This window comes from Duganella zoogloeoides (genome assembly GCF_034479515.1).
Lineage (GTDB): Bacteria > Pseudomonadota > Gammaproteobacteria > Burkholderiales > Burkholderiaceae_D > Rugamonas > Rugamonas zoogloeoides.
Window position 1 is genome coordinate 1,552,962 of record NZ_CP140152.1, and the last position, 23,912, is coordinate 1,576,873.

Annotated in this window: 18 protein-coding genes; 10 read left to right on the plus strand and 8 right to left on the minus strand. The window is 65.8% G+C overall.

Annotated elements, in window-relative coordinates:
- Positions 1-2: 2 nt before the first annotated feature.
- Positions 3-791 (minus strand): head GIN domain-containing protein, encoded by a 789-nt coding sequence (locus SR858_RS06865; protein ID WP_040377804.1) that lies wholly within the window; start codon positions 789-791, stop codon positions 3-5.
- A 185-nt stretch (positions 792-976) separates the two neighbouring features.
- Between SR858_RS06865 and SR858_RS06870 the strand changes: the two genes are divergently transcribed.
- Complete coding sequence (locus tag SR858_RS06870; RefSeq protein ID WP_019922005.1) at positions 977-1,621, plus strand: hypothetical protein; 645 nt, start codon at positions 977-979, stop codon at positions 1,619-1,621.
- A gap of 61 nt (positions 1,622-1,682) precedes the next feature.
- Here the strand turns inward: SR858_RS06870 and SR858_RS06875 are convergent, their stop codons facing one another.
- The 4 genes from SR858_RS06875 to SR858_RS06890 all read right to left on the minus strand — a co-directional run bounded on the left by SR858_RS06875 (position 1,683) and on the right by SR858_RS06890 (position 5,076).
- Complete coding sequence (locus SR858_RS06875; protein WP_019922006.1) at positions 1,683-2,969, minus strand: c-type cytochrome; 1,287 nt, start codon at positions 2,967-2,969, stop codon at positions 1,683-1,685.
- A 96-nt stretch (positions 2,970-3,065) separates the two neighbouring features.
- Positions 3,066-3,767 (minus strand): c-type cytochrome, encoded by a 702-nt coding sequence (locus SR858_RS06880; protein WP_040377832.1) that lies wholly within the window; start codon positions 3,765-3,767, stop codon positions 3,066-3,068.
- Positions 3,768-3,883: 116 nt separating this feature from the next.
- Entirely contained in the window at positions 3,884-4,513 is a 630-nt protein-coding gene (locus SR858_RS06885; protein ID WP_322534510.1) for a 3'-5' exonuclease, read from the minus strand.
- An 80-nt stretch (positions 4,514-4,593) separates the two neighbouring features.
- Entirely contained in the window at positions 4,594-5,076 is a 483-nt protein-coding gene (locus SR858_RS06890) for a ProQ/FINO family protein (protein WP_019922009.1), read from the minus strand.
- Positions 5,077-5,451: 375 nt separating this feature from the next.
- Here SR858_RS06890 and rpoD point away from each other — a divergent pair, with 375 nt between their 5' ends.
- The 5 genes from rpoD (at position 5,452) to map (ending at position 10,828) form a co-directional block, all read left to right on the plus strand.
- Complete coding sequence (gene rpoD, locus SR858_RS06895) at positions 5,452-7,935, plus strand: RNA polymerase sigma factor RpoD (RefSeq protein ID WP_026637317.1); 2,484 nt, start codon at positions 5,452-5,454, stop codon at positions 7,933-7,935.
- 175 nt (positions 7,936-8,110) lie between these two features.
- Positions 8,111-9,286, plus strand: coding sequence for a PQQ-dependent sugar dehydrogenase (locus SR858_RS06900; RefSeq protein WP_322534511.1), 1,176 nt, complete (start codon positions 8,111-8,113; stop codon positions 9,284-9,286).
- On the plus strand, positions 9,283-9,756 hold the full coding sequence (locus SR858_RS06905) for a GNAT family N-acetyltransferase (RefSeq protein ID WP_019922012.1): 474 nt from the start codon (positions 9,283-9,285) through the stop codon (positions 9,754-9,756). Before SR858_RS06900 ends, SR858_RS06905 begins: the two co-directional genes overlap by 4 nt.
- Before the next feature lie 74 nt (positions 9,757-9,830).
- A complete protein-coding gene (locus tag SR858_RS06910) occupies positions 9,831-10,043 on the plus strand; it encodes a ParD-like family protein (protein WP_019922013.1) in 213 nt (70 codons plus the stop codon).
- Positions 10,040-10,828 (plus strand): type I methionyl aminopeptidase, encoded by a 789-nt coding sequence (map, locus tag SR858_RS06915; RefSeq protein ID WP_019922014.1) that lies wholly within the window; start codon positions 10,040-10,042, stop codon positions 10,826-10,828. The genes SR858_RS06910 and map overlap by 4 nt, the downstream gene beginning before the upstream one ends.
- A gap of 65 nt (positions 10,829-10,893) precedes the next feature.
- On the opposite strand, the gene SR858_RS06920 is transcribed toward map, so the two are convergent.
- Entirely contained in the window at positions 10,894-13,923 is a 3,030-nt protein-coding gene (locus SR858_RS06920) for a sensor histidine kinase (RefSeq protein WP_051120318.1), read from the minus strand.
- A 72-nt stretch (positions 13,924-13,995) separates the two neighbouring features.
- Positions 13,996-16,833 (minus strand): phosphoenolpyruvate carboxylase, encoded by a 2,838-nt coding sequence (ppc, locus tag SR858_RS06925; RefSeq protein ID WP_019922016.1) that lies wholly within the window; start codon positions 16,831-16,833, stop codon positions 13,996-13,998.
- A 187-nt stretch (positions 16,834-17,020) separates the two neighbouring features.
- Here ppc and hemC point away from each other — a divergent pair, with 187 nt between their 5' ends.
- Genes hemC through SR858_RS06945 form a run of 4 tightly spaced genes read left to right on the plus strand, consistent with a single transcriptional unit; the run spans position 17,021 to position 21,357 of the window.
- Entirely contained in the window at positions 17,021-18,097 is a 1,077-nt protein-coding gene (gene hemC / locus SR858_RS06930) for a hydroxymethylbilane synthase (protein WP_019922017.1), read from the plus strand.
- Positions 18,098-18,135: 38 nt separating this feature from the next.
- Entirely contained in the window at positions 18,136-18,984 is an 849-nt protein-coding gene (locus SR858_RS06935) for a uroporphyrinogen-III synthase (RefSeq protein WP_019922018.1), read from the plus strand.
- Complete coding sequence (locus tag SR858_RS06940; protein WP_019922019.1) at positions 18,981-20,159, plus strand: uroporphyrinogen-III C-methyltransferase; 1,179 nt, start codon at positions 18,981-18,983, stop codon at positions 20,157-20,159. The genes SR858_RS06935 and SR858_RS06940 overlap by 4 nt, the downstream gene beginning before the upstream one ends.
- Before the next feature lies 1 nt (position 20,160).
- Positions 20,161-21,357: a heme biosynthesis protein HemY gene (locus SR858_RS06945; protein ID WP_084669971.1), complete on the plus strand. Its 1,197-nt coding sequence runs from the start codon at positions 20,161-20,163 to the stop codon at positions 21,355-21,357.
- A gap of 31 nt (positions 21,358-21,388) precedes the next feature.
- Here SR858_RS06945 and SR858_RS06950 read toward each other — a convergent pair whose 3' ends face one another.
- Complete coding sequence (locus SR858_RS06950; protein ID WP_019922021.1) at positions 21,389-23,812, minus strand: TonB-dependent siderophore receptor; 2,424 nt, start codon at positions 23,810-23,812, stop codon at positions 21,389-21,391.
- Between the last annotated feature and the right edge of the window lie 100 nt (positions 23,813-23,912).

Below are 23,912 nucleotides of genomic sequence, written 5' to 3' on the forward strand. Positions count from 1 at the left end.
TTTTACCGAGGTGCCGCACCCAGGCGTTTCACGTTGCCCGACCCCACGATGCTTTTGCTGAGCTTGGGATCGCCGTAGTAAGCAACGTCGCCCGAACCCGCCAGGCTTACCGACAGCGTGTTGGTTGCCCACACCGTGGCTTCGCCCGAGCCGCCGATGCTGACGCTGGCCGTGCGGGCGGCCAGGTTGCCGGCCTGGACGTCGCCCGAGCCGCCGATCGACACTTGAACGCGCTCGGCCTTGCCGCTCGTTTCCACGCTGCCGCTGCCGCCCAGCGATACGGTCACTGCTTCCGCCGCCAGTTGGCGCGCGATCAGCGAGCCCGAGCCGCCGATGTCGAACCGCAAGGTCTCGCCGCGCAAATTGTCAGCACGCACCGCCCCGGAGCCGGCCACCGACACCCGGTCCAGCGCGCGTGCCTGCACGATGATCTTCATGGTTCTGGTTGACAGTGACAGGCCCTTGCGCACCGGGCGGATGCGCAGCGTGCCTTTCTCCACCACCGTTTCCAGCAGTGCTTGCAGGTTGTCGTCGGTCTCCACGGTGACGCTTTCGGTATTGCCGAGTCGGACTTCGACATCACCGCTGACGCTGCTTGCCAGCGCGCTGAAATGGCCGAGTTCGCGGCTCTGGGTGGTGATCTTGCCGCTGCCCTGGACCCGCTCGCTGCTCCAGCCGTCCATCAGGCCTGCATGGGCAACGCCGGCCGGAGCGGCCAGCGCCAGCAATCCGGCGGCGATCAACATTGTGCGAAAGGCGGGCAGGGTGCGGCGCAAGACAGGGTAGGACATGGTGTTCTCCGGTAGGGATGGTATGGAAGCGATAGTAACGATGCGCCACGAAACACGACAGCGCCTTGCGACAGACCGCATTCCCGGCGCCCTGAAATGCAGCTTGCCGCGACCGGAGGCAGGCACCTGGACGGCGCCATGAGGTATCATGCGGCTTTTACGCCCGACCACGCCGCACCACTACCATGCTCATCATCACTATCAAACAAGGCAAGGAAAAATCCTTGCTGGCCGGCGACCCCTGGATTTATCCCACCGCGATCGACAAGGTCGATGGCAAGCCGCAGGAAAAAATGAAACCCGGCTCCACCGCCATCGTCCAGAGTTCGTCGCGCCAGTTCATCGGCCGCGCGGCCTATAACTCCAAGTCGCAAATCCGCGCCCGCATGTGGAGCTACAAGGAAGACGAGCCGGTCGATCACGCCATGATGAAGCGCCGCGTCAAGGCCGCCATCGCCAAGCGCGCCGACAGCGTGCGCGCCGCCCATCCACAGGCGCTGGTGCCGGTCGTGCTGGGCGAAGAAGACGGCCTGTCCGGCCTGATCGTGCACAGCTGGGGCGGCGTGCAGGGTTACCTGATCTGCCAGTTCCAGTCGGGCGGCGTCGATGCCTGGAAAGTGCCGATCGTCCAGGCCCTGCTGGCCGAAACCGGCTGTCCCAATGTTTATGAGCGTTGCGACGAGCTGATCCGCAAAGGCGAAGGCTTGCCGCTGATCCAGCGCGAACTGGCCGGCGAAGCGCCGCCGGACCACGTGCTGGTGGTCGATGGCAAGGAACGCTACAGCATGGACTTGCGGACCGGCTTCCGCTACCCGAAGCTGCGCAGCTAACCAGCTAACCAGCTAACCAGCCGACCGGCCGACCAGCGGCTAACCGGCCATCTGCCGCCGATCACTGGTCGAGCGGCACCGCCCGGTAGCGATTGATTTCGTTGGCCGTGACAGGCGCTGCATTATTGCCCCAGGCGCTGCGCAGGTACGACACCAGTTGCGCCACCTCGATATCGGTCAGCACATGGCCGAACGGCGGCATGCCGTACGGACGCGGATTGCCTGCCGTCGCCGGCGCGAAGCCGCCGTTGAGCACGATGCGGATGGCGTTGACCGCCGGCGCCTGGCCGAGCGCGCGATTGCCCGCCAGTGGCGGATAATGCGGCGCCTGTCCGCCGCCATTTTCTCCATGACATTCCACGCAGTGTTGCCGATACAGCCTGGCGCCGGCGGCCAGGAAGGCGTCCGCTTGCGGATTCGCGTCACGCCGGTAGGGCGCGGCCGGCGCGGCGGCGGGCAGGCTGCGCAGGTAATGCGCGATGGCGTTCACGTCGGCGTCGTTCAGATGCTGCAGGCTGGCGCGCACCACCTCGGCCATCGGGCCGGAGGCGGTTGCCTGCGGCGCCACGCCGGTTTTCAGGAAGGCCGCCAGGTCGTCCTGCGACCAGGCCGGCTTGCCTGAACCCGCCCCGAAGGTCAGTTCCGGCGCATACCAGCCAGGCCCATCGAGCATGCCCCCCGACAAGCTTGCACCTTCCGCCCCGAGGCCGTTGCGCGGGCTGTGGCAGGCGCTGCAATGCCCCAGTCCCTGCACCAGGTAGGCGCCCCGGTTCCAGTCCAGCGATTGCGCCGTATCGACGCGGTACACGCCGGGCCGGAAGTACAGCGTGCGCCATGCCGCCAAGGCCCATTGCTGGTTGTACGGAAAACGCAAGCTGTGCGGCGCGCTTCGCTGGCGCACCGCAGGCACCGAGCGCATCCAGGCGTACAGCGCATCGGCATCGTCGCGCGTGAGGTGGGTGTAGCTGGTGTAGGGAAAGGCGGGATACAGCAGGCGGCCATCCTTGCCTTTGCCATGATGCAGTGCGCGCCAAAAATCGTCGGCGCTCCAGTTGCCGATGCCGGTGGCGACGTCGGGCGTGATATTGGGCGTGACGATGTCGCCGAAGGCGGTGCGAATGACGCGCCCGCCGGCGTACTGCGCGCCGCCGCGCACCGTGTGGCAGGCCATGCAGTCGCCGGCCCGGGCCAGGTAGGCGCCGCGGGCGATGCGTTGCGCCGGCGCCAGGTCTGCGGTGGCAGCGGGTGGCGGCCCGGAATCGTCAGCTGGCGTCCACAGCCAGGCTGCAAGGATCAGTGCTACCACTGTGATCAGCAGGCCAACCACGGCATACAGGGTCTTTTTCATGGCGCTACCTTTTCAGCCAGGCGGCAACAAGGCAGGGCACGGGCCTACATGCCGGCAGCAACGCCATCAATGCCATCAACGCAGGCAAGGCTGTCCTCATGGCGCCGCCTTCCCGGCCATTGCGCCACAGGGCAGGGGCAGCGGCGCAGGCAAGGACCCGGCAGCGGCAGGCCGCGCAGCCGGATCGGGTGCCTGAAGGCTGAGCCAGCTCGATAACGCCGCCACATCGTCGCCCGCCAGGCGGCCGGCGATGTCGGCCATGCAGTCGGGTGCGGCGGCGCGGCGGGTGCCGCTGCGCCAGGCGCCGAACTGGGCGTTGATGTAATCGCTGGGCAGGCCCAGCAGTCCCGGAATCGCTGGCGCCACGCCACCCAGCGCCGCGCCATGGCAGCTCACGCAGGCGGGAATCTTGCGCGCCGCATCGCCATGCAGCACCAGTTGCCGGCCGCGTGCCAGCGCAGCGGCGCCAGCGTTGGCGCCGCTGCCCGGGGTGGCCGGTGGATAGGCCGGGTGCAGGGCGGCGAAAAAGTCGGCGATCTCGCGCAGGTAGTCGTCGGACAGCTGCGCGACCATATAGGTCATCATCGGATAATTGCGGCGGCCGTCGCGAAAGTTCAGCAGCTGGTTGTACAGGTAACCGGCCGGCTTGCCGGCGATGCGCGGAAAATATGCGTCGCGGCGCTCCTCGACGGCGTGGCAGGCGATGCACGCGGCCACGCGCTGTTGCAAGGTATCAGGTGGCGCTGCCGCTGCGGTCGTGGTCAGGCACAGACTGGCGCTGCCAGCAATCAAGCGCATCAAGCGCATCGGCGCACGGGTATCGGTCACCGGTCTCCTCCTGGTGGAAAGCCTTCGAACGAGGCTGTCGGGTCAGGATATACCGATGTTGCTAAAAGATATAGTGGACAGAATGCCTAAGCGGCGGGAATTGCCGGCTTCGGCGGGCGTGGCAGCTTGACGCCCTTCATGGGCTTGAGCTGGCCGCCGGTAGCGAGCCACTGGCGATACACGCGCAACGCCACCTGGGCGTCGTCGGCCGCGTACAACAATTGGCTGCTGGAGAGGCGCGGCAGGGACCAGTTGGTCGTGGAGATTTTTTTCGATTTTTGCAGCTTCAGGCCGAAGAACTTGGCCACGGCGGTCTTGGCGCCCAGGTCGTTGCGCTGACCCGGAGTGCGCAGCGCCACCGACAGGTCCACCACGCCGCCGGCGCGGATGGCCAACTTGGCGTGCAGCCGCTTGACGTCGTCGGACAGGCCAAAACCCACCTTGAGCGGCGCGGCCGGTTCCAGGATCGCCTGCAGGATCGCCAGCGTAGCGTCGTCGATGTGGCTGCCCACCTGGAACAGGTAGGCCTTGGTATCGGTGGCAAACTGGATCAGGTGCGGCCCGGTGGACACTTCGCCCTTGGTAAACGTGGGTTTCGATTCGGTATCGAAGCCGATCGCGTCGCAGGCGAGCAGGGCGTCGCGTGCTGCCAGCGCCTGCTCCGGTGTTTTTACCAGCAGTACGTCATCAAGCAACAAGCCTGTGTACGGCGGCAATTGTTCCTCCGCCGCAGGGGCGGCGGAGGGCACACGCGGTGCGCGGGGCGAAACGTCCAAGAAATGAACCTTACTTTCGCTTACTTGCGCGAGAATTTCGCGGTCAGCTGGTTGAGCTTGTCAACGCGGACACGGGCGGCTTCTTCGGCAGCGGCGGCTTCGCGCTCGGCCTTCTTGCGGTCGGCTTCTTTCTTGAAGCGTTCCTGCAAGACCTGGGTAGCATGGGCGCGGTGGGTGTCGGTGACTTCGGCGCCGGGAGTGCCGTCGAGGTCGTGACGTACCTTGGCTTTTTCCATGACCTTCAGGTAGCGCAGCGAGCCGGTGTGGATGCCGAGCGCAGTCCGCATGATTTTGCGGTTCAGGTCGGGCATGACCGCCAGGATCTGCTTGTCGATGCCGATGGACAGCGGCAAAAAGTCGCGGAAAGCGGGGAATTGGGTTTGCAGTTGCTTGAGCAAGCTGCGCGGAGTCATGGCAACAGCGGCGACAGCGACGGCTTCGGCGGCCGGAGTAGCAGCGTCCGCTTCGGTGGCCGCAGTTGGAGTGGTAAGGCTAGTGTTCATCGACTTCAAAGGTTAAGCAACAAGCGCCATCGTATCATGCGGCCCTGCGGAATGCAGTGCCTTTTCGACCAGCGTGACACTTTGACTAGCAGGTTGAGGGGGAAGGATCGCGGCGGCGAGGTGCGTTCGACGCCAAAAATGTGTATAATGTCCGACTCACCAGCGTGCAATGACACAGTTGGCAAAGCTACACAGAGTTGGAAGCAAGTTAGAAACACGCTAAAAACAAGCCCGTAGTTCCAAGCGGGCTTTTTTTATTCCGCAGGATTATCGTCAGCTAAATTACAACATTCCATCGATGCGCCCCGCCCAGTGCGGCTGGTGCGCGCTATGGCTTTTGTAATCCGCCGGCGGCTTCGCATTGAGAGATTTTTAATGACAAAAACGCCGAAAACTTTAACGTTGTCCGTCAAGACCGCCCGTCCCAGCTCCGCCCCGCTGGTCGTGCCGAAGACGACTCTATCTTATGTCATCGATAATGCGCAAGAGGCAGCGAGCAAAGTAACGGTAGTCAAGAAGAAAACGCGTCTGAGTTCCGCAACGATCGAGCCGGTGGCCACCATGGCTGCCGCCGCCGAGTCCGACGCCCCGGCGCGCACCGTCAAGCTGGCGCGCAAGCCTGGCGACGCCGGCGATGCGGCCGCAACGGCTGAAATGGCCGTGCCGGTCGTGCGCACCGCGCCAAAATCGAAGCTGGTCAAGGCGGTCAAGGAACCGGCGCCGGTCGTCATTTCCACCGGCGGCACGACCGTGAGCCAGGTGACCGACGCCGCCACCCTGGCCTCGATCGATACCTCGGGCTATTTGCTGCCGAGCGTGAAGGTGCCGGGCCGCCGTGGCCGCAAGCCATCCGAATTCACCCCGGAAAACGACGAAGTCGCGGCGCTGAACGCGGTCGAGCGCGCCGAGTTGAAGGCAGTGTCGAAGGCGCGCGAGCGCAAGGCCAAGGGCGGCGCCGAGCTGCTGGGCCTGGACAGCAAGAGCACCGCCGAAGAGCTGGAGCGCCGCCGCGCCCAGATCAAGAACCTGATCAACATGGGCAAGGAACGCGGCTTCCTGACCTACGCCGAGATCAACGATCAACTGCCGGAAAACATCATCGATCCGGAAGCGATCGAAGGCATCATCGCCACGTTCAACGACATGGGCATCGCGATCTACGAGCGCGCGCCGGACGCTGAATCGTTGTTGTTAAGCGACAGTGTTGCCACCGTCACGTCCGACGACGAGGTGGAAGCGGCTGCCGCCACCGCCTTGTCCACGGTCGATTCCGACTTCGGCCGCACCACCGACCCGGTCCGCATGTACATGCGCGAAATGGGCGCCGTGGCGCTGCTCACGCGCGAAGGCGAGATCGAAATCGCCAAGCGCATCGAAGGCGGCCTGAAAGACATGATCCAGGCCATTTCCGCCTGCCCGACCACCATCGCCGAAATCCTGGCTCTCGCGGCCAAGATCGACGCCGACGAAATGAAGGTCGATGACGTGGTGGACGGCTTTGTCGATGCCAACGAATCGGCGCCGGCGCCGGTCGTGGCCGCACCTGCCGCCTCGGACGATGACGAGGAAGAAGAGCTGGAAGTGGAAGAAGAGGAAGAAACCGATGGCGCAGCCGGTGGCGGCGCGGCTGGTTTCTCCACCGAACAGCTGGCGCAGCTGAAAAAGTCGGCGCTGGAAAAGTTCGCCCATATCGAAAGCCAGTTCGAAAAAATGCGCAAGGCCGCCGGTGGCTATGGCTCCAAGGCCTACGTGGCGGCGCAGGAAACCATCTCGGCCGAATTGCTGGGCATCCGCTTCACCGCCAAGGTCGTTGAAAAGCTGTGCGACACCCTGCGTGGCCAGATGGAAGAAGTGCGCTCGATCGAACGCGCCGTGCTCGACCTTTGCGTGAACCGCTGCGGCATGCCGCGCGCCCACTTCATCAAGGTCTTCCCGGGCAACGAGACGGACCTGGACTGGGTCGATGGCGAAGTCGATGCCGGCTACCCATACAGCACCGTGCTCGGTCGTAACGTGCCTGCCGTGAAAGAGCTGCAAAAGAAAATGATCGACCTGCAAGCCCGCGTGGCCTTGCCGCTGGCCGACCTGCGCAAGATCAACAAGCAGATGGCTGCCGGCGAAAAACGTGCACGCCAGGCCAAGCGCGAAATGACCGTCGCCAACTTGCGCCTGGTGATTTCGATCGCCAAGAAATACATCAACCGTGGCTTGCAGTTCCTCGACCTGATCCAGGAAGGCAATATCGGCCTGTTGAAGGCGGTGGACAAGTTCGAATACCGTCGCGGCTACAAGTTCTCGACCTACGCTACGTGGTGGATTCGCCAGGCGATCACGCGTTCGATCGCCGACATGGCCCGTACCATCCGCGTGCCGGTGCACATGATCGAGACCATCAACAAGATGAACCGCATCTCGCGCCAGATCATGCAGGAAACCGGCAGCGAGCCGGACCTGGCCACCCTGGCGCTGAAGATGGAAATGCCGGAAAACAAGGTGCGCGAAATCATGAAGATCGCCAAAGAGCCGATCTCCATGGAAACGCCGATGGGCGAGGATGGCGATTCGCAACTGGGCGACTTCATCGAAGACAACACCACGCTGGCGCCGCTGGACGCAGCGCTGCATGCGTCGATGCGCAATGTCATCAAGGAAGTGCTCGATTCGCTGACCCCGCGCGAAGCGAAGGTGCTGCGCATGCGTTATGGCGTGGAAATGTCGAACGACCACACGCTGGAAGAGGTGGGCAAGCAGTTCGACGTGACCCGCGAACGTATCCGCCAGATCGAAGCGAAGGCCATGAGCAAGCTGCGCCAGCCATCGCGTTCGGACAAGCTGAAAACTTTCCTGACGCAGAATTAATCGGGGAGGCTGCGGCCTCCTTCACTGAAATGCCGTCCAGCTTTGCAGCGGGCGGCATTTTTTTTTGATTGGCGTAAAAATCGATGAATCTTGATTTCAAGCTACAATTGCATGAATGAAAATATCGAACTTTCTCTCCACGTGTCGCTGGGCTGTGCTGGCTGCGGCGGCCCTCTTGACGACCGGCGCCCAGGCTGTTGACACCTGTGGCGGTTTCAAGCGCCTCGACGTCACCACCCCCGACGGCTTATGCGCAGCCGTCCTGGCCGATGGCTTCAAATTTCCGCGCGGGATACAGCCGCTGAGCAATGGCGAACTGGTCGTGGTCGATATGCGCAGCTGGGAGCCGAAGCAGGGCCGCGTGTGGTTGCTCAAGCCGGGCGCGGCGGGGCACTATGAGCAAGTGCTGCTGCTCAAGGGTCTGGATCGCCCCAATGGTATCGTCCTTGGCCCCGATGGCTTGTTATACCTGGGGCTGGTCGGACGCATCGTGCGCTTCGATCCGAAAAACCCGGAGGCCACGCTGATCGATGTCATCGGCGGCAAATCGGGCGTGGCGCCGCTGCCGGGCAGAGGCCGCCACCTGCTCACCAATATGCGCTTCGATGCACGCGGCGATTTATATGTGAATGTCGGCTCCGCCACGGACCATTGCGAGGGCGAGAACGGCGCGGCACCAACAGCCGGCCAGCCCTGTGCCGAAGCCGAGGGGCCGCAGGCCCTGGGCGTGATCCGCAAGTACAAGCTGCTGTGGCCGATGGCCATGGTCAAGGATTGGGAAAACTATGCGTCCGGCCTGCGCAACTCGATGGCGCTGGCCGTGCACCCCGTCAGCGGCGACCTGTGGCAGGCCGATAACGGCCGCGACGCGATCCAGGCTGCCATGCCGAATCTCGCCAACGACAACGACTTGCCGCACGACGAGCTGAACCTGATCGCACGCGGCGCCAATTACGGCTGGCCTTACTGCTACGACGCCAACGTCGCCAGTCCCGAATATCCGGACAAGGATTGCAGTGCCTACCGCGCGCCGGCAAGGCTGCTGCCGGCCCACGCGGCGCCGCTGGGCATGACGTTTTACACGGGCGACCGTTTGCCGGCACTGTACCGCAACAGCCTGATCATCGGCTATCACGGCTACCGCGCCCACGGCCACCGGCTGGTGGCGCTGCTGCCGAACAGCAAGGGCGCGCCGCTGGGCAAGTCGGTCGAGCTGATCGGTGGCTGGCACAGCAAGCCGGGGCAGGGCATGGGCGCGCCGGTCGATGTCAAGCAGGGGCCGGACGGCAATATCTACCTGGTGGAAGACCGCACCGGGCGCGTGGTGCGCTTGCAGGTTGATGCACCATGAGCGCCCGCCCGCGCATCCGCGTGACAGTCGAAGATCCGGAGACAACGGATGCGGCGCTGCTGCTCGATGAGCTGTCGGATCAACTGAGCCTGATTACCGGCAGCAGTGGCAAGGCGTCGTTCGATGTCAACGATGTGCGTGGTGACCGCGCCCTGTTCGTTGTCGCCCGCGACGGCGACGGCAAGCCCGTCGGCTGCGGCGCGCTGCGCCCGCTGGAGCACGACGTGGCCGAACTCAAGCGCATGTACTCGCGCCGCACGGTGCCCGGTATCGGCACGGCGGTGCTGGCGCACCTGGAAGCGCAAGCGCAGCAACTGGGCTATGCCGCGCTGCGCCTGGAAACCCGTGCGGTCAATACCCGGGCGGTGACGTTTTACGAACGGCTCGGTTACGCCCGCATTGCCAATTTCGGTAAATATGTCGGCCGGCCCGAGGCCGTGTGTTTCGAAAAAAGGCTGGCGCCGGGTTAAGGCAGCGCCCAAGGTTTACCTTGAAATATATGGTTCGTATATAATTCGTATATTAAAATTTACGAGGATACGCCATGGGCATCGTCAACATCGACGAAGAACTGCACGACCAGCTGCGCAAGGCCAGTGCGGTCGGTTGCCGCTCCATCAACGCCCAGGCCACGTTCTGGATCAAGATGGGCATGCTGGCCGAAATGAATCCCACGCTCACGTTCAACGAGATACTGGCGCGCGAATTCCGCTCGGCCGGCGTGGAAGCGCAGGTGTTCCGGGAAACTGCCACATGATCAAGCGCCCCGAGGAGATCGCCCTGATGGCGGAGTCGGGCCGGCTGCTGGCCAGCGTGTTCGGCCACCTCGATCAATTCGAGCTGACCGGCATGTCCACCATGGCCGTCAACGACCTGGTCGAAACCTTCATTGTCGAGCAATTGCACGCGCGGCCGGCCAGCAAGGGCCAGTACGACTATGCGTACGCGCTCAATGCGTCGCGCAACAGCGTGGTGTGCCACGGCGTGCCGTCCGCTACCGAGTTGCTGCAGGACGGCGACATCGTCAACTTCGACATCACGCTGGAAAAGAACGGTTTCATCGCCGACTCCAGCAAGACCTACCTGGTCGGCACCGTTGCCAGCGCCGCGAAAAAGCTGGTGCAGGTGACGTACGAGGCGCTGTGGCACGGCATCCACGCGGTGCGCCCGGGCGCGCGGCTCGGCGACATCGGCCACGCCATCGAACGCCATGCCCGGCGCCACAACTACACGGTGGTGCGCGAGTATTGCGGCCACGGCATCGGCCGCGAGATGCACGAGGAGCCGCAGGTGCTGCACTACGGCAAACCGCATACGGGACTGGTCCTGCACGAAGGCATGGTTTTTACCATCGAGCCGATGATCAACCAGGGCCGGCGCGATGTCCACACCGAGGACGATGGCTGGACCGTCGTTACCAGCGACGGCAAACTGTCGGCGCAGTTCGAACACACGGTGGCGGTCACGCGCACCGGCGTCCGGGTGCTTACCCTGCGCGCCGACGAACCCTACGCCTTAGCGCGCGCCAGACCGGCAGCGTAACGGGCAACCCCGGCCCCGCTGCGGGTGTGCGCAAGCAGCGCCTCATTCCGTGCCGGGACCGATACTCAGCGGGCGCCGTACTGGCGCGGCAAGGTCAGGCGCAGGCTGGTGCCGCCGCCCTCGCGGTTGCCCACCTCCAGCGTGGCGCCGATATTGGCGGCCCGCTCGCGCATGCCCACCAGGCCCCAGTGGCCATTTTCGGCGCGCGTCAGCGCGTCCGGCGGTATGCCCTTGCCGTTGTCGCTCACCAGCAGGGTCAAGCCGCCCGGCGTGTATACCAGGTCCAGCTCGATCTCGCTGGCCTCGGCGTGGCGGAATGCGTTCCAGATCGCTTCGCGGCCGATGGCGAATACCTCGTCCTTGACCAGCGGCGCCAGCTGGCGCGGCGTGCCGCGTACGTGCATGCGGAAGCCGGGTGGCAGGCCGGCCGCCAGCCGCTCGCCGTAGCGTTGCAGTGCGGCGTCCAGCGATTCGTCGGCGCGGGCGGACGAGCGTAAACCCATCACCTCGTCGCGGCCTTCGATCATCGCCTTTTCGATATAGCCGATGCCGCGTTCCATCGCCGCGCGTGCCGGCAGCGACGGTGGAATCTGCGCCATCGCCGTGTGCATCATCAGTACCGTGCCTTGCGCCTCCTGCAGGAAAGTGTCGTGCAGGGCGCGGGCGATGCGTTCGCGCTCGTGCAGCCGTTCGAGCTGACGGGCCTCGATCAGGCGCGCCATCTGCGCCAGGCGCCAGCGCCACGCCAGCGCCACCGCCGCCAGCAGCGCCAGCGCGCACAGCGCCTTGAACCACAAGGTTTGCACGAAGGTGGGCGGGATGGTGATGTCGAGCGTGGCGCCGGCCGTGTTCCACACGCCATCGCGGTTGGCGGCGATCACCTGGAAGCGATAGGCGCCAGGTTGCAGGTTCGTATAAAAGGCTTCGCGCCGGTCGCCCGCATCCTGCCAGCCGTCATCGACGCCCTGGAGCCGGTAGCGAAAGCGCGTGCGCTGCGGCGCCGCCAAGCCTTGCGCGGTGTAGGTGATGTGCAGGTTGTTGGTGCCGGTAGGCAGCGCCAGCGGCGAAACTGGCGTTCGCGCCTGGCCGTCGCTGCTCACCGCGCGGATATCGACCGCCGGCGGCATGGTTTCGCGGCGGATGGCGGAGGGCGTGAGCAGCATGGCGCCACCGGTGCCGGACACCCACAGCACGCCGTCGCTCGCCGCCACGATGGCGGGGAAGGGGCCGGTGGGCTGGACATTGCCGCTCACGCCATCCTCGCTGCCCAGCAGTTCGGCCGGCACCGGGGCAGCGCCGCGGTCGCGCACGAAGGCCTGCACCTGCTCGGCCGCGATACGCACCACGCCGTCGTGCGTGCGCAGCCACAGGTCGCCGGCGGCGGTGGACAGCAGGCCGCTCACGCCGCGCAACTCGCGCCCGTCCGCCAGGCGCAGTGTCTCCAGGCGCGCGCCGCTGCTGTGCCCCGCGCCGGTCATGCGCTGGCCTGGCACGGTCTCGACAAAGCGGGCCACGCCCCGTTCGCCGGCCACCCACACCTGGCCATGGCGTTCGACGATGGTCTGCACATTGCCGATGCCCTGGCCGTCGCCGGCATCGACCAGGCGCACGGTATCGTTTTCGATCAGCGCCACGCGCCCGCCCTGGTAGCCGACCCACAGGCGGTTCTTGCTGTCGGAGAGCAGTGCCATGATGCGCGCCTGCGGCAAGCCGGGGTAGGGCGCATCCCAGCGGCCGCTGCCTGGTACATGGCGCTGCAAGGGCTGGTTCAAACATGCCGCCCACAGCGCGCCGCTGGCGTCTTCGGCCAAGGCATCGACCCGCACGTCGTTCTGGCCGGCCAACGCCGGCGCGGTTATCAACGTGCGCTGCGGATCACCGGCGCGCCAGATGCCGCCCCAGCCGCCGAGCCACAGGCGGCCGTCGCGCCCGCGCGCCGAACTCCAGAAAGCCGGTCCCGCCGGCCCGTGGCGCACCCCGTCGCGGCCGGTCAGCCAGGAGTGGTTGTCATCGCTGAGCCACACCAGGCCGTCGGCGCCCGGGGCCAGTGCCGGCGTGACCACCGGCGCCAGGTTGTCGGCGGCCGGCGGCAGCGGCGCTACCCGGTTGGGACGGAACTGGTCGAGGCCCGCGACGGTGCCGATCCAGATGGTGCCGTCGCGGTCTTCATAAAAGGTTTGCGGGTGCATGCCGGACAGGCCCCGATCGTGCGCCAGTTGCTGGCGCGGATCTCCCGCCTTGCTGCCCGGCGCCACGCGTGCGACATGGGTTTCGCTCAGCAGCCACATGGTGCCGGCGCGGTCGAACCACATGCCGCTGCCGGGCAGTTCCGGCTTCGGCGGCGGCGCCGTGGCGGCAGCTGCGGAAGTCGAGAGCCGGTAGTTGGCATCGCGGCCGTTCGATACCCACACCGTGCCATCGGGCGCGGCGGCCAGCGAGGACAGCGCGATATTGGCGGGGCTGGCCACCTGGAAGCGGGCCTGGCCCGCGCGGCGGTAGTACACCTTGCGCGAGGTCGACACCCACTGGGTGCCGGCGCGGTCAAACAGCACCTGCCAGATCGTCGCCCCGGGTGCGAAATCCGCCTCGGGCCCCACCCGCACCCAGCGATCCTGGCGGCTGTCGAGCCACGCCAGGCCGGCGGCCGTGGTCACCCACGTCACGCCGTCGGGCGCTACCGTAAAACTGTGGGTGGCGCCCGGCGGAAACCCCTGGTCGGCGCCGTAGTGGCGCACCCGGTTGCCGAGGAAAGCGCTGGCGCCGCCGAAGCGGTAGCCCACCCACAAGGTGCCGTCGGGCGCGGTATGCAGCGGCAGCACGATCGATGAACGCAGCGCGTGGCCGTTGACGGCGTCGTGGCGTTCGAAGCGCACGCCGTCGAAGCGATACAGTCCGGTCGGCGTGGAAATCCACAGCCAGCCGTCAGGGGTCTGGGTAATTGCCTGGATCTGCGCAGGTGCGCCTTGGGCCGCCGTCCACGCGCGGTGGGCATACAGGTCCAGCAGGCCGGGAGCCGGGGAAGAGTGGGCTGGCGGCGAAGCCGCCAGCGTCAGCAAGCAGATAAGGGAAGCGATCCAACTTGTGATGAATTTCATAGTGCAAGGATACCGGGTTTTACGTAAACTTGCCAAAATACACCCCCTCCCCGAGGAGAGGGGGTGTACCGGTTAACCCGTGTTGCGCAACCCTGCCGCCACGCCGTTGATCGACAGGTGGATGCCGCGATGGACACGCTCATCGGTCTTCGCTTCCGTGGTCAAGGCGCGGTGGCGCTTGATCAGTTCCACTTGCAAGTGGTTGAGTGGATCGATGTAGGCGATACGGTTCTGGATCGAGCGCGCCAGCAGCGGGTTGTTGACCAGCCGTTCTTCGGCGCCGGTGATGCGCTGCAGGATGGCCAGCGTGTTCGCATGCTCTTCGGTGATGCGCTTGAAGATGCGCTCGCGCAGTTCCTTGTCAGCGACCAGTTCGGCGTAGCGCGAAGCGATCGCCAGGTCGGTCTTGGCCAGCACCATGTCCATATTGGACAGCAGCGTGGCAAAGAACGGCCACTCGCGCGACATCACCTGCAGCTGCGCCAGGCGCTGATCCTGCTCGGCGCCGCCATCGGCCACCCACGCGCCGATGGCGCTGCCGAAGCCGTACCAGCCCGGCAGCAGCAGGCGGCACTGGCCCCACGAGAAGCCCCACGGGATGGCCCGCAGGTCCTCGATGCGCTTGGTCGATTTACGCGACGCGGGACGCGAACCGAGGTTCAGTTCCGCGATCTCGGCGATCGGCGTGGCGGAAAAGAAGTAGTCGGTGAAGCCCGGGGTTTCATAGACCAGGTTGCGGTAGGCCTTGTAGGCGCGGTCGGAAATCTCCGCCATCACCGACTCGAACTGCTGCAACTGCGCCACGTGGGCCGCGTCTTCCGGCTGCGGCAACAGGCTCGCTTCCAGCGTGGCGGCAACGAGCAGCTCCAGGTTGCGGCGGCCGATGTCCTTGTTCGAGAATTTCGACGCGATGATCTCGCCCTGTTCGGTCAGGCGGATCTGGCCGTTGACGGTGCCGTGCGGCTGCGCCAGGATGGCCTCGTACGATGGACCGCCGCCGCGGCCGACGGTGCCGCCGCGGCCGTGGAACAGGCGCAGCTTGACGCCGGCGTTGGCGAACACGGTGACCAGGTGGGTCTCGGCCTTGTACAGCTCCCAGGTGGACGTGAGGAAGCCGCCGTCCTTGTTGGAGTCCGAGTAGCCGAGCATCACTTCCTGGATCTGGCCCTGCTTGGCGATCAGCGCCTTGACCAGCGGGATTGCCATCACGGCTTCCATGATGCCTGCCGCGCGTTGCAGGTCGGGGATGGTTTCGAACAGCGGAATGACCATCAGGTCCAGTTCCTGTTCGGCCACCCGCAGCAGGCCCATTTCCTTTTGCAGCAGCAGCACTTCGAGCAGGTCGGAGACGGTCTCGGTGTGCGAGATGATGTAGTTGCGGATCGCGCGCACGCCGTAGCGCTGACGGATTTCGCGCGCGGCGCGCAGCACGCCCAGCTCGGACTGGGTTTCGTCCGAGTAGGCGATGTACGGCGACGACAGCAGGCGCGCCTGGCCCAGCTCGGACAGGATCAGCGCGACCTTGGCGTCTTCGTCCAGTGCCGAATAATCGGCTTCGGCGCCGGCCTTGGCGAACAGTTCGGCCAGCACGCGTTCGTGCACGTCCGACGACTGGCGCATGTCGAGCGAAGCGAGGTGGAAGCCGAAGATGTCGGCCGCGCGCTTGAGCGTGGACAGGCGCGGACGCACCAGCACCGCGCCGTGGTGCGCCTCGAGCGACTCGACCAGCACTTGCAGGTCGGCCGAAAACTCGGCGGCATTGGCGTACGGCTCGGCGTGGCCCACTTCCTTGCGCAGGATATTGGTGGCGCCCAGCGCGCGCGCGGTGCTGGCCAGGCGCGCATAGACGCCGATCAGGGCGCGGCGGTACGGTTCGTCGGCGCGGTGGTCCGACGTGTCGGGCGACTGGTCGGCCAGTGCCTGCAGCGCCGGCGAGCAGCCGATCATCAACGTGGAGATCGACAGCTCGGCGCCCAGCGTGTGCGCTTCCTCGAGATAGAAATCGAGGATGGTGGTGGCCTGGCGCGTGAGCGCGTGCTGCATGGTGCCGCCGTTGACGTTGGGGTTGCCATCGCGGTCGCCACCGATCCAGCTGCCCATCTGCACGTACGGCGCGTCGATGGTGGTGGTGTCGGCTTCACCGTAGTGGCTGGCGATGTCGCCTTCGATGTCGTCGTAGAGGCCGGGCAGTTCGCGCAGGAAGGTGATGCGGTAGTAGGACAGGGCGTTTTCGATTTCGTCGGCCACCGTCAGCTTGGTGTAGCGCAGCATGCGGGTTTGCCACAGCGTGGCCACGCGCGCGCGCAGCAGGTGCAGGTTGGCCGCGTCTTCCTTCGGCGTCAACGGCTGGTCGCGCTGGGCCAGCAGGCGCGCGATATCGTGCTCGGCGTCGAGAATCGATTTACGCTGCACCTCGGTCGGGTGGGCGGTAAGCACCGGTGCGATCAGGGCGTCCTGGAAAAACGTTTCGACGGTGTCGCGTTCGACGCCGGCGCTTTTCAGCTTGGCCAGCGCATAGCTGACGCTGCCCTTCTGGGCGTCGGAGCCGGCCAGCTGGTGGGCGCGGCGGCGGCGGATGTGGTGCTGGTCCTCGGCGATATTGGCCAGGTGCGAGAAGTACGAGAACGCGCGCACGACGGTAATGGTCTGCTCGCGCGTGAGGATTTTCAGCATGCCGTCCAGTTCATTGGCGGCGGCCGTGTCGTCTTCGCGGCGGAAGCGCACAGCGGTCTGGCGGATGGTTTCGACCACGGCGAATACTTCTTCGCCTTCCTGGTCGCGCAGCACGTCGCCGAGCAGGCGGCCGAGCAGGCGGATATCTTCTTTCAACGGCGCGTCTTTATCGGCGCCGGCTTGTTCGGGAATATTTTCAGCTTGGAAATCGTCAGTTGCACTAAATTGGTTTGCCATGAGTTATGCCGCAAAGAAATAAAATGTCGGTGCAAAGGCGGGTGGCCCGGGTCTGCAAGAGGGTGAGCATGGTAAAATTTGTGATCTTAGCCATACACGCTTGACTGGTCTGCGCCGGTTGGGCAGCAGCGACAGTGAAAGAACAGTTTTGAAAACATCCGAAGTAGTCCAGAGTACTCCATCCAGATTGGTGATCGCTTCGCGCGAAAGCCGGCTCGCCATGTGGCAGGCCGAGCATGTGCGCGAACGCTTGGCATTATTATATCCGCAGTGCGATGTCAAAATTGTCGGAATGACGACACGCGGCGATCAAATTCTGGATCGCACCTTGTCCAAGGTCGGCGGCAAGGGTTTGTTCGTGAAAGAACTCGAAGTCGCCATGGCCGAAGGCCGCGCCGACCTGGCCGTCCACTGCCTCAAGGACATGCCGATGGAGCTGCCCGAGGGCTTCGTGATGGGCGCGGTGCTCGAGCGCGAAGACGCGCGCGACGCCTTTGTCTCCAACGACTACGCCACCCTGGCCGACCTGCCCGACGGCGCCATCGTCGGCACCAGCAGCCTGCGCCGCCAGTCGCTGATCGCCGCCAGCTTCCCGCGGCTGATCGTCAAGCCGCTGCGCGGCAACCTCGATACGCGCCTGGGCAAGCTCGATCGCGGCGAGTACGCCGCCATCATCCTGGCCGCTGCCGGCCTCAAGCGCCTCGGCCTGGCCGCCCGCATCCGCTCGGTGCTCGATCCCGAAACCAGCTTGCCGGCCCCGGGCCAGGGCACGCTGGCAATTGAAATTCCCGAACGCAGCGACGGCGTGGACCTGGTGGCGCTGCTGGCGCCCCTGCACCACGAAGACAGCGCGCTGGTGTCGATCGCCGAGCGCACCGTCTCGCGCGTGTTCGGCGGCAGCTGCCAGGTGCCGCTGGCGTCGTACGCCACCATAGACGGCGACCAGATGCACCTGCGCGCCATGGTGGCCACGCCCGACGGCGCACGCATGATCAGCGCCGAAGCGCGCGGCCCGGCGGTTGACGCCGCCGTGCTGGGCGCGCAAGTGGCGCAGATGCTGGGCGAGCAGGGCGCGGTCGAGATCCTGGCCGCGTGCCTGAGCGAAGCGGCGCAAGCCGACGATGCGGCCCGCTCGGCCGAGCTGAAGGCCGATGCCCAGGCTGACGTCGAAGCTGGCGTGGCGCAAAACCAGCCTGAAGTTCAGCCGGCGGAGCAGCCGCAGGCCGCGAGTCTGCCCGGAGTTCAGCCCGGGACCGGGACCTGAGTGGCGCCCCCGGCGCCCATGTCAAGCGAGAGTTTGTGATGGCCGGCGCCGTCATCATCACCCGTCCGCTGGCGCAGGCGCGCCCGCTGGCCGCGCGCGTGGCGGCGCTGGGCCACGCGGTGGAAGTGCTGCCGCTGCTCGAGATCACGCCGCTGCCCGAACCCGCCGAATTGCTGGCTGCCCTGGCGCGCCTCACGGCTCATCAGCCTCAATCGCAACCTCACTCGCAGCCGCATTCCCAGCTTCACCCCCAGCCTTATTACCAGTTGGTCGCGTTTGTCTCGCCCAACGCCATCGATGCCGCTTTCGCCCACTTGACCACCGTGCCGCCCGGCGTGACCTGGGCGGTGGTGGGCGAGGGCAGCCGGCTGGCGCTGGCCGGCCATGGCGTGGCTGCTCCCGGTGCGCACGTGGTCAGCCCGCATGACACCGCCCACAGCGACTCCGAACACCTGCTGCAAACCCTCGATCTGGCTGCCTTGAACGGCAAGCGCGCCCTGATCATCCGTGGCGATGGCGGCCGCGATCTGCTGGCCGACGGGCTGCGCGCGGCCGGCGCCCAGGTGGACGTGGTGCCCGCCTACCGGCGCGCGCCACCAGCGCTCTCCGCCGAACTCGAAGCCACGCTGCGCCGCCTGCTGGTGCGGGACAACGACTGGATCATCACCAGCTCGGAGGCGCTGCGCGGCCTGTGCGGCATCCTGGCCGAACTCGACGCGCGCACGCCGGCCGGTGAAACGCCATGTGTTGTATCAATGCAACAACAGCATTTGATCGTACCGCATGCCCGGATCGCGGAGACTGCGCATAATCTCGGTTTTTCCCGGACCTCCCTCACCGGATCAGGCGACGAACGGTTGCTGGCCGCGCTACAATCACGCCTATGAACGAACTGCCTACATTACCCGACCCCGCCGTCTCCGGCGCTTCCGCTCCCGGCGGCGCCGATCCTTCGGCCGCGCCGTCCAAGCCGGTCCTGTCGTCCTCCGAGCCCACCTTGCTCGCCACGCTGCAGCAGCCCAAGGTGCTGCTCGTCGGCGTGGTGGTGCTGGCGCTGCTGCTGGCCGGCCAAACCTGGTCGTCGCACAGGCAAGTGAGCAAGCTGCGCCAGGAAATGGCGCTGCGCCTGCAAAAGGGCGACACCATCAACGGCGAGACCAACAACCTGGCGCGCCAGGTACAGGAGTCCAGCCGCGAGCTGCAAGCCAAGGTCACCGTGCTGGAAAGCCGGCAGCAGGAATCGCAAAGCCAGCAACTGGCGCTCGAACAGCTGTACCAGGACCTGTCGAAGAACCGCGACGAATGGGCGCTTACCGAGATCGAGCAAGTGCTGTCCACCGCCAGCCAGCAGCTGCAACTGGCCGGCAACGTGCCGGGCGCGCTGATCGCGCTGCAAAACGCCGACCGCAGCCTGTCGCGCTCGGACAAGCCGCAGTTCATCACCATCCGCCGGGCGATCGCCAAGGACACCGAAAAGCTCAAGGCCCTGCCCAATGTCGATTCGGTGGGCGTGGCCCTGCGCCTCGATAACGTGATCGCCCAGATCGACACGCTGCCCATGCTGTCCGACGAAAAGCCCACGCTGCCGGCCGCGCCCGAACGCAAGCCGCGCAAGCCGGTGCTCGACAAGAACGGCAAGCCGGTGCCGGTGGCCGCCAACGCCGAACCGGAATCGACGCCGTGGCTGCAATCGCTGCAAGGCGCCTGGACCGGCTGGAGCACCGAGATGTGGACCGACGTGCGCCAGCTGATCCGCGTGCGCAGTGTCGATCATCCCGATGCGCTGATGGTCTCGCCCACCCAGGCCTACTTCATGCGTGAAAACCTCAAGCTGCGCCTGCTCAACGCCCGCATGGCGCTGTTGTCGCGCAACGAGACCGCTTTCCGCGCCGACCTGGCTGCCGCCCAGGAAGCGCTGGTCAAGTACTACGACACCCGCACCCGCGCCACCCAAAGCGTGCAGGCGCTGCTGCGCCAGGTTCAAAGCAGCAACCTGGCCATCGAGATGCCCACCCTGTCCGACAGCCTGAACGCGGTACGCAACTACAAGGCGAAGCCATAGCATGCGGATATTTCTCTGGTTAGTCGCGCTGATGGCTGCGGCCATCGGTATCGCCGTGACAGCCCGCTTCAACCCGGGCAACGTGGTGCTGTTCTACCCGCCGCACCGCATCGACCTGTCGCTCAACCTGTTCTGCGTGCTGCTGGCGCTGCTCTTCGTGCTGCTGTACGTGGTGATCCGCGCAGTGCGCGCCACCGTCAAGATGCCGCGCAAGGTGGCCGCCTACCGCCAGCAAAAGCGCGAACGCGATGGCAACAAGGGCCTGCGCGAAGCGTTGAAGGCACTGTTCGAAGGCCGCTTCGGCCACGCTGAAAAAGCCGCGCTGCGCGCGTCCGAACTGCCGGAAAACGCCGGCGTGGCCGCGCTGATCGGCGCCCGCGCGGCCCACCGCATGCGCCAGGCTGCGCGCCGCGACCAGTGGCTCGCCCGCCTGCAGGACGACAACGCCATGAAGACGGCGCGCCTGATGACGGTGACCGAATTGCTGGTGGACGATCACCAGCCCGAGGCCGCGCTGGCCGCCGTGCGCGAACTGAACGCCAGCGGCACCCGCCACATCCACGCGCTGCAATGGTCGCTCAAGGCTCACCAGCAGGCCAAGAACTGGCCCGAGGTGCTGCGCCTGGTGCGCTCGCTCGACAAGCACCGCGCGCTGCATCCGGCGCTGTCGTCGCGCCTGCGCGAGCTGGCCTACGAAGACCTGCTCACCGATAAAACCCACGACGCCGAGTCGCTGCTGCGCGTATGGTCCACCGTGCCGAACGCCGACCGCATCAAGCCGTACATCGCCTGCCGCGCCGCCACCGCCCTCAACGCCCGTGGCCTGCACGACGAAGCGCGCCTGGTGGCCGAGGAGTCGCTCAACGCCGACTGGGACGACCGCGTGGTGCGCACCTACCGCGAAGCGGCGGCGCCCGCTGGCTCGGCCGCGCTGCTCACCCAGATCAACCACTGCGAACGCTGGATGCAAACCCGCCCGACCGACGCCGAACTGGCGCTCACCCTCGGCTCGCTGTGTCTCAAGCAAAAACTGTGGGGCAAGGCCCAGCGCCACCTGGAGCAGGCTTTGTCCGACGCCGCCGACCCGCGCATGGTGCGCGAGTCGCACCTGAAGCTGGCGCAGCTGCACGAAGCGCTGCAGCAGACGGAGGAGGCGGCCAGCCACTACCGGCAGTGCGCGCTGGCGACCGTGCTGTAAAAAAATTGGACCGCAGCGCGGTCCAATTTGCCTAGAACTTGTAGTTGGCTGTCACCACCGCGCTGCGCGGATCGCCATACACGCCCGTCCCGTACGACCCCATCCCCGGCATATAGGTCTTATCGAGCACGTTGTTGACGTTTAAGGCCACGCTTACGCGCCGGTTGATGTCATAGCGCGCCATCAGTCCCAGCACCGCGTAAGACGGCTGCGTTGCGCGCCAGCGGCGGGCGTCCGAGGTTTGATAATAGGTCTCGCTCTGCCAGGTCAGCGAACCGCCCACGGTCAGCTGGTCCAGCGCGCCCGCCAACTGGTAGGCCGTGCTCAGTTTGAACAGGTGCTTGGGCTGGTTGGTGTTCACCGCGCTCAGGATCACGTCGGGCTGCGACGGAATGCGCGACGTGCGGAAGGTGTAGCCGCCCGCCACATTCCATCCCGGCGCCGCCTGGCCCGACAATTCCAGTTCCACGCCCTTGCTGGTCACGCCCTCGATCGGGCGGTAGATCTCGCCGCCGGTGGCCGCGTTGATGCCCACGTACTGCGCCGAGTTGTTTTGCTCGGTACGAAACACGGCGATACCGGCGTTCAGGCGCTGGTCGAAGAACTCGCCCTTGATGCCCGCTTCGACATTCTTGCCGGTCAGCGGATCGAGCGAACGGTCGCTGGCATCCTTGTAATAGGTTTGCGGCCGGAAGATGTCGGTATAGCTGGCGTACACCGACCAGTGGCGATTGACGTCATATACCACGCCCGCGTACGGCACCACTTTTTCGCCGATGTCGAGGTTGTCTGCTACCGCGCGCACGCCGGCGTTATTGACCTGGAAGTCATACAGCTTGTACCAGCTCATGCGCGCGCCGAGGATCACCGACAAGGCGTCGGTGGGGCGCAAGCGGGTGGCCAGCGACAGGCCCTTTTCGGTGATCGTGGTTTCGCGGTCGGCACGCCGGGCATAGGATACCGGCTGCGCCAGGGTGCCGTTCCACGCAAAATAGTCGGGTACCGGGATCAGCGCCGGGCTGGTATACAGCTGGGCGTCCTTCACCGCGCGCGAGTAGCCGGCGCCGAGCATCAGCTCGTGCTGGCGGCCGAACAGGGTAAACGGGCCGGTCAAAGCCAGGTTGGCGCTGTCCGTGTGCGCCTGGCTGGGCAGCACCCCGGCCAGCAGCCGCACGCCGGCGCCGGTGGCGCGGTCCACGGCGCCGTTGTAGGCCGAGCCGTATTCCACTTCCTTCGACTGCTTGAGGTGGCTGGCCGACAGATCGAGCTTCCAGCCGCCGTCGAAACTGTGCCTGAGCGAGGCAAAGGTGTTGGCGCTGTTGTTGTCCCAGTACGACCAGCGCGCGGCCGGGTTGAGCGAGCGGCGGAAATCGGTTTGCGCGCCGTCGCTGTAGAACAGCGGAATATGGCCGAAGGTGGCGCCATCGGCGCGTGAACGCATATAGTCGATGCCGGCCGTGAGCACGGTACGCGGGCCGAGGTCGGCCTCGACGATGGCGTAGGCGTTGCGGGTGTCGCGCTGGTAGTAATCGATATACGAGTCGGCATTTTGCGCGGCCAGCACCACGCGTGCGCGCACCGTACCGGCAGCGTTGAGCGGACCCGAAACGTCGGCCACGCCGCGATAGCGGCTCCACGAGCCGGCGCTGGCATTGAGGGAGCCGGCAAATTCGCTGGTGGGCCGCTTGCGCACCAGGTTGATGGTGGCGGACGGATTGCCGGCGCCTGTCAAGAGCCCGGCCGCGCCGCGCACCACTTCCACGTGATCGTAGATGGCGCTGTCGCCAATGGCGGTGGTGTACTGGTTGGAGCTGTCGAGGGTGTTCGGCACGCCGTCGAACTGGAAGTTCTCGATGGTATAGCCGCGCGCATAAAAAGTGGCGCGTTCGCTGTCGTTACGGCCGACGGTCACGCCCACGGTTTTTTCCAGGATATCGGGCACGGTGACGAGGGCCTGGTCGTCCATTTGCTGGCGCGTGATCACGCTGACCGACTGCGGCGTTTCGCGCGCGGACAGGCCCAGGCGGGTGGCGGTGCTCATCGAGCGCATGCCGTAGGCGCCGCTGCCTTCGGTGACGTTGTCGGCTTCGCCCCGGGCCGAGACGCTGATGGGGGCCAGCGTTTGCGCGATGGGCGCAGCGGAGGCTGGCGTAGCGATGCGGCGCACATTGTAGCTGCGCTCGCCCTGATTGACTGCTTCCAGGCCGCTGCCGGCCAGCAGCGCGGCGAAACCGGAGGCCGGCGTATGCGCGCCCTGCAGTCCGGGCGAGGTATGGCCTGCAGCGAGCGCCGGATCGAACGACAGCGCGGCGCCGGCGGCGGCCGCGAACTGGTTGAGGACGGACGCCAGCGGTCCGGCGGGAATCTGGTAGTTGCGGGTGGACTCGGCGGGCGCGGAGATAGCAAACGGCATGGCGAGCGCCAATGCCAGTGGGGTCATGCGGAGATTGAACATACGGGCCTTGTAAAGTTGGACGATCAGGGAGTTCCTGTCCTGTAGGCCGGATGAAATGCAAAAAGTGGAAAATTATTTTGAAAATAGTTGAGCACCTGCG

Coding starts and splice junctions, on each gene's coding strand:
- SR858_RS06880 (WP_040377832.1), bottom strand. CDS start 3,767: ATGCGCTTGATTGCTGGCAGCGCCAGTCTGTGCCTGACCACGACCGCA.
- map (WP_019922014.1), top strand. CDS start 10,040: ATGATCAAGCGCCCCGAGGAGATCGCCCTGATGGCGGAGTCGGGCCGG.
- SR858_RS06910 (WP_019922013.1), top strand. CDS start 9,831: ATGGGCATCGTCAACATCGACGAAGAACTGCACGACCAGCTGCGCAAG.
- SR858_RS06920 (WP_051120318.1), bottom strand. CDS start 13,923: ATGAAATTCATCACAAGTTGGATCGCTTCCCTTATCTGCTTGCTGACG.
- SR858_RS06865 (WP_040377804.1), bottom strand. CDS start 791: ATGTCCTACCCTGTCTTGCGCCGCACCCTGCCCGCCTTTCGCACAATG.
- SR858_RS06935 (WP_019922018.1), top strand. CDS start 18,136: ATGGCCGGCGCCGTCATCATCACCCGTCCGCTGGCGCAGGCGCGCCCG.
- SR858_RS06940 (WP_019922019.1), top strand. CDS start 18,981: ATGAACGAACTGCCTACATTACCCGACCCCGCCGTCTCCGGCGCTTCC.
- rpoD (WP_026637317.1), top strand. CDS start 5,452: ATGACAAAAACGCCGAAAACTTTAACGTTGTCCGTCAAGACCGCCCGT.
- SR858_RS06890 (WP_019922009.1), bottom strand. CDS start 5,076: ATGAACACTAGCCTTACCACTCCAACTGCGGCCACCGAAGCGGACGCT.
- SR858_RS06945 (WP_084669971.1), top strand. CDS start 20,161: ATGCGGATATTTCTCTGGTTAGTCGCGCTGATGGCTGCGGCCATCGGT.
- ppc (WP_019922016.1), bottom strand. CDS start 16,833: ATGGCAAACCAATTTAGTGCAACTGACGATTTCCAAGCTGAAAATATT.
- SR858_RS06905 (WP_019922012.1), top strand. CDS start 9,283: ATGAGCGCCCGCCCGCGCATCCGCGTGACAGTCGAAGATCCGGAGACA.
- SR858_RS06875 (WP_019922006.1), bottom strand. CDS start 2,969: ATGAAAAAGACCCTGTATGCCGTGGTTGGCCTGCTGATCACAGTGGTA.
- SR858_RS06870 (WP_019922005.1), top strand. CDS start 977: ATGCTCATCATCACTATCAAACAAGGCAAGGAAAAATCCTTGCTGGCC.
- SR858_RS06950 (WP_019922021.1), bottom strand. CDS start 23,812: ATGTTCAATCTCCGCATGACCCCACTGGCATTGGCGCTCGCCATGCCG.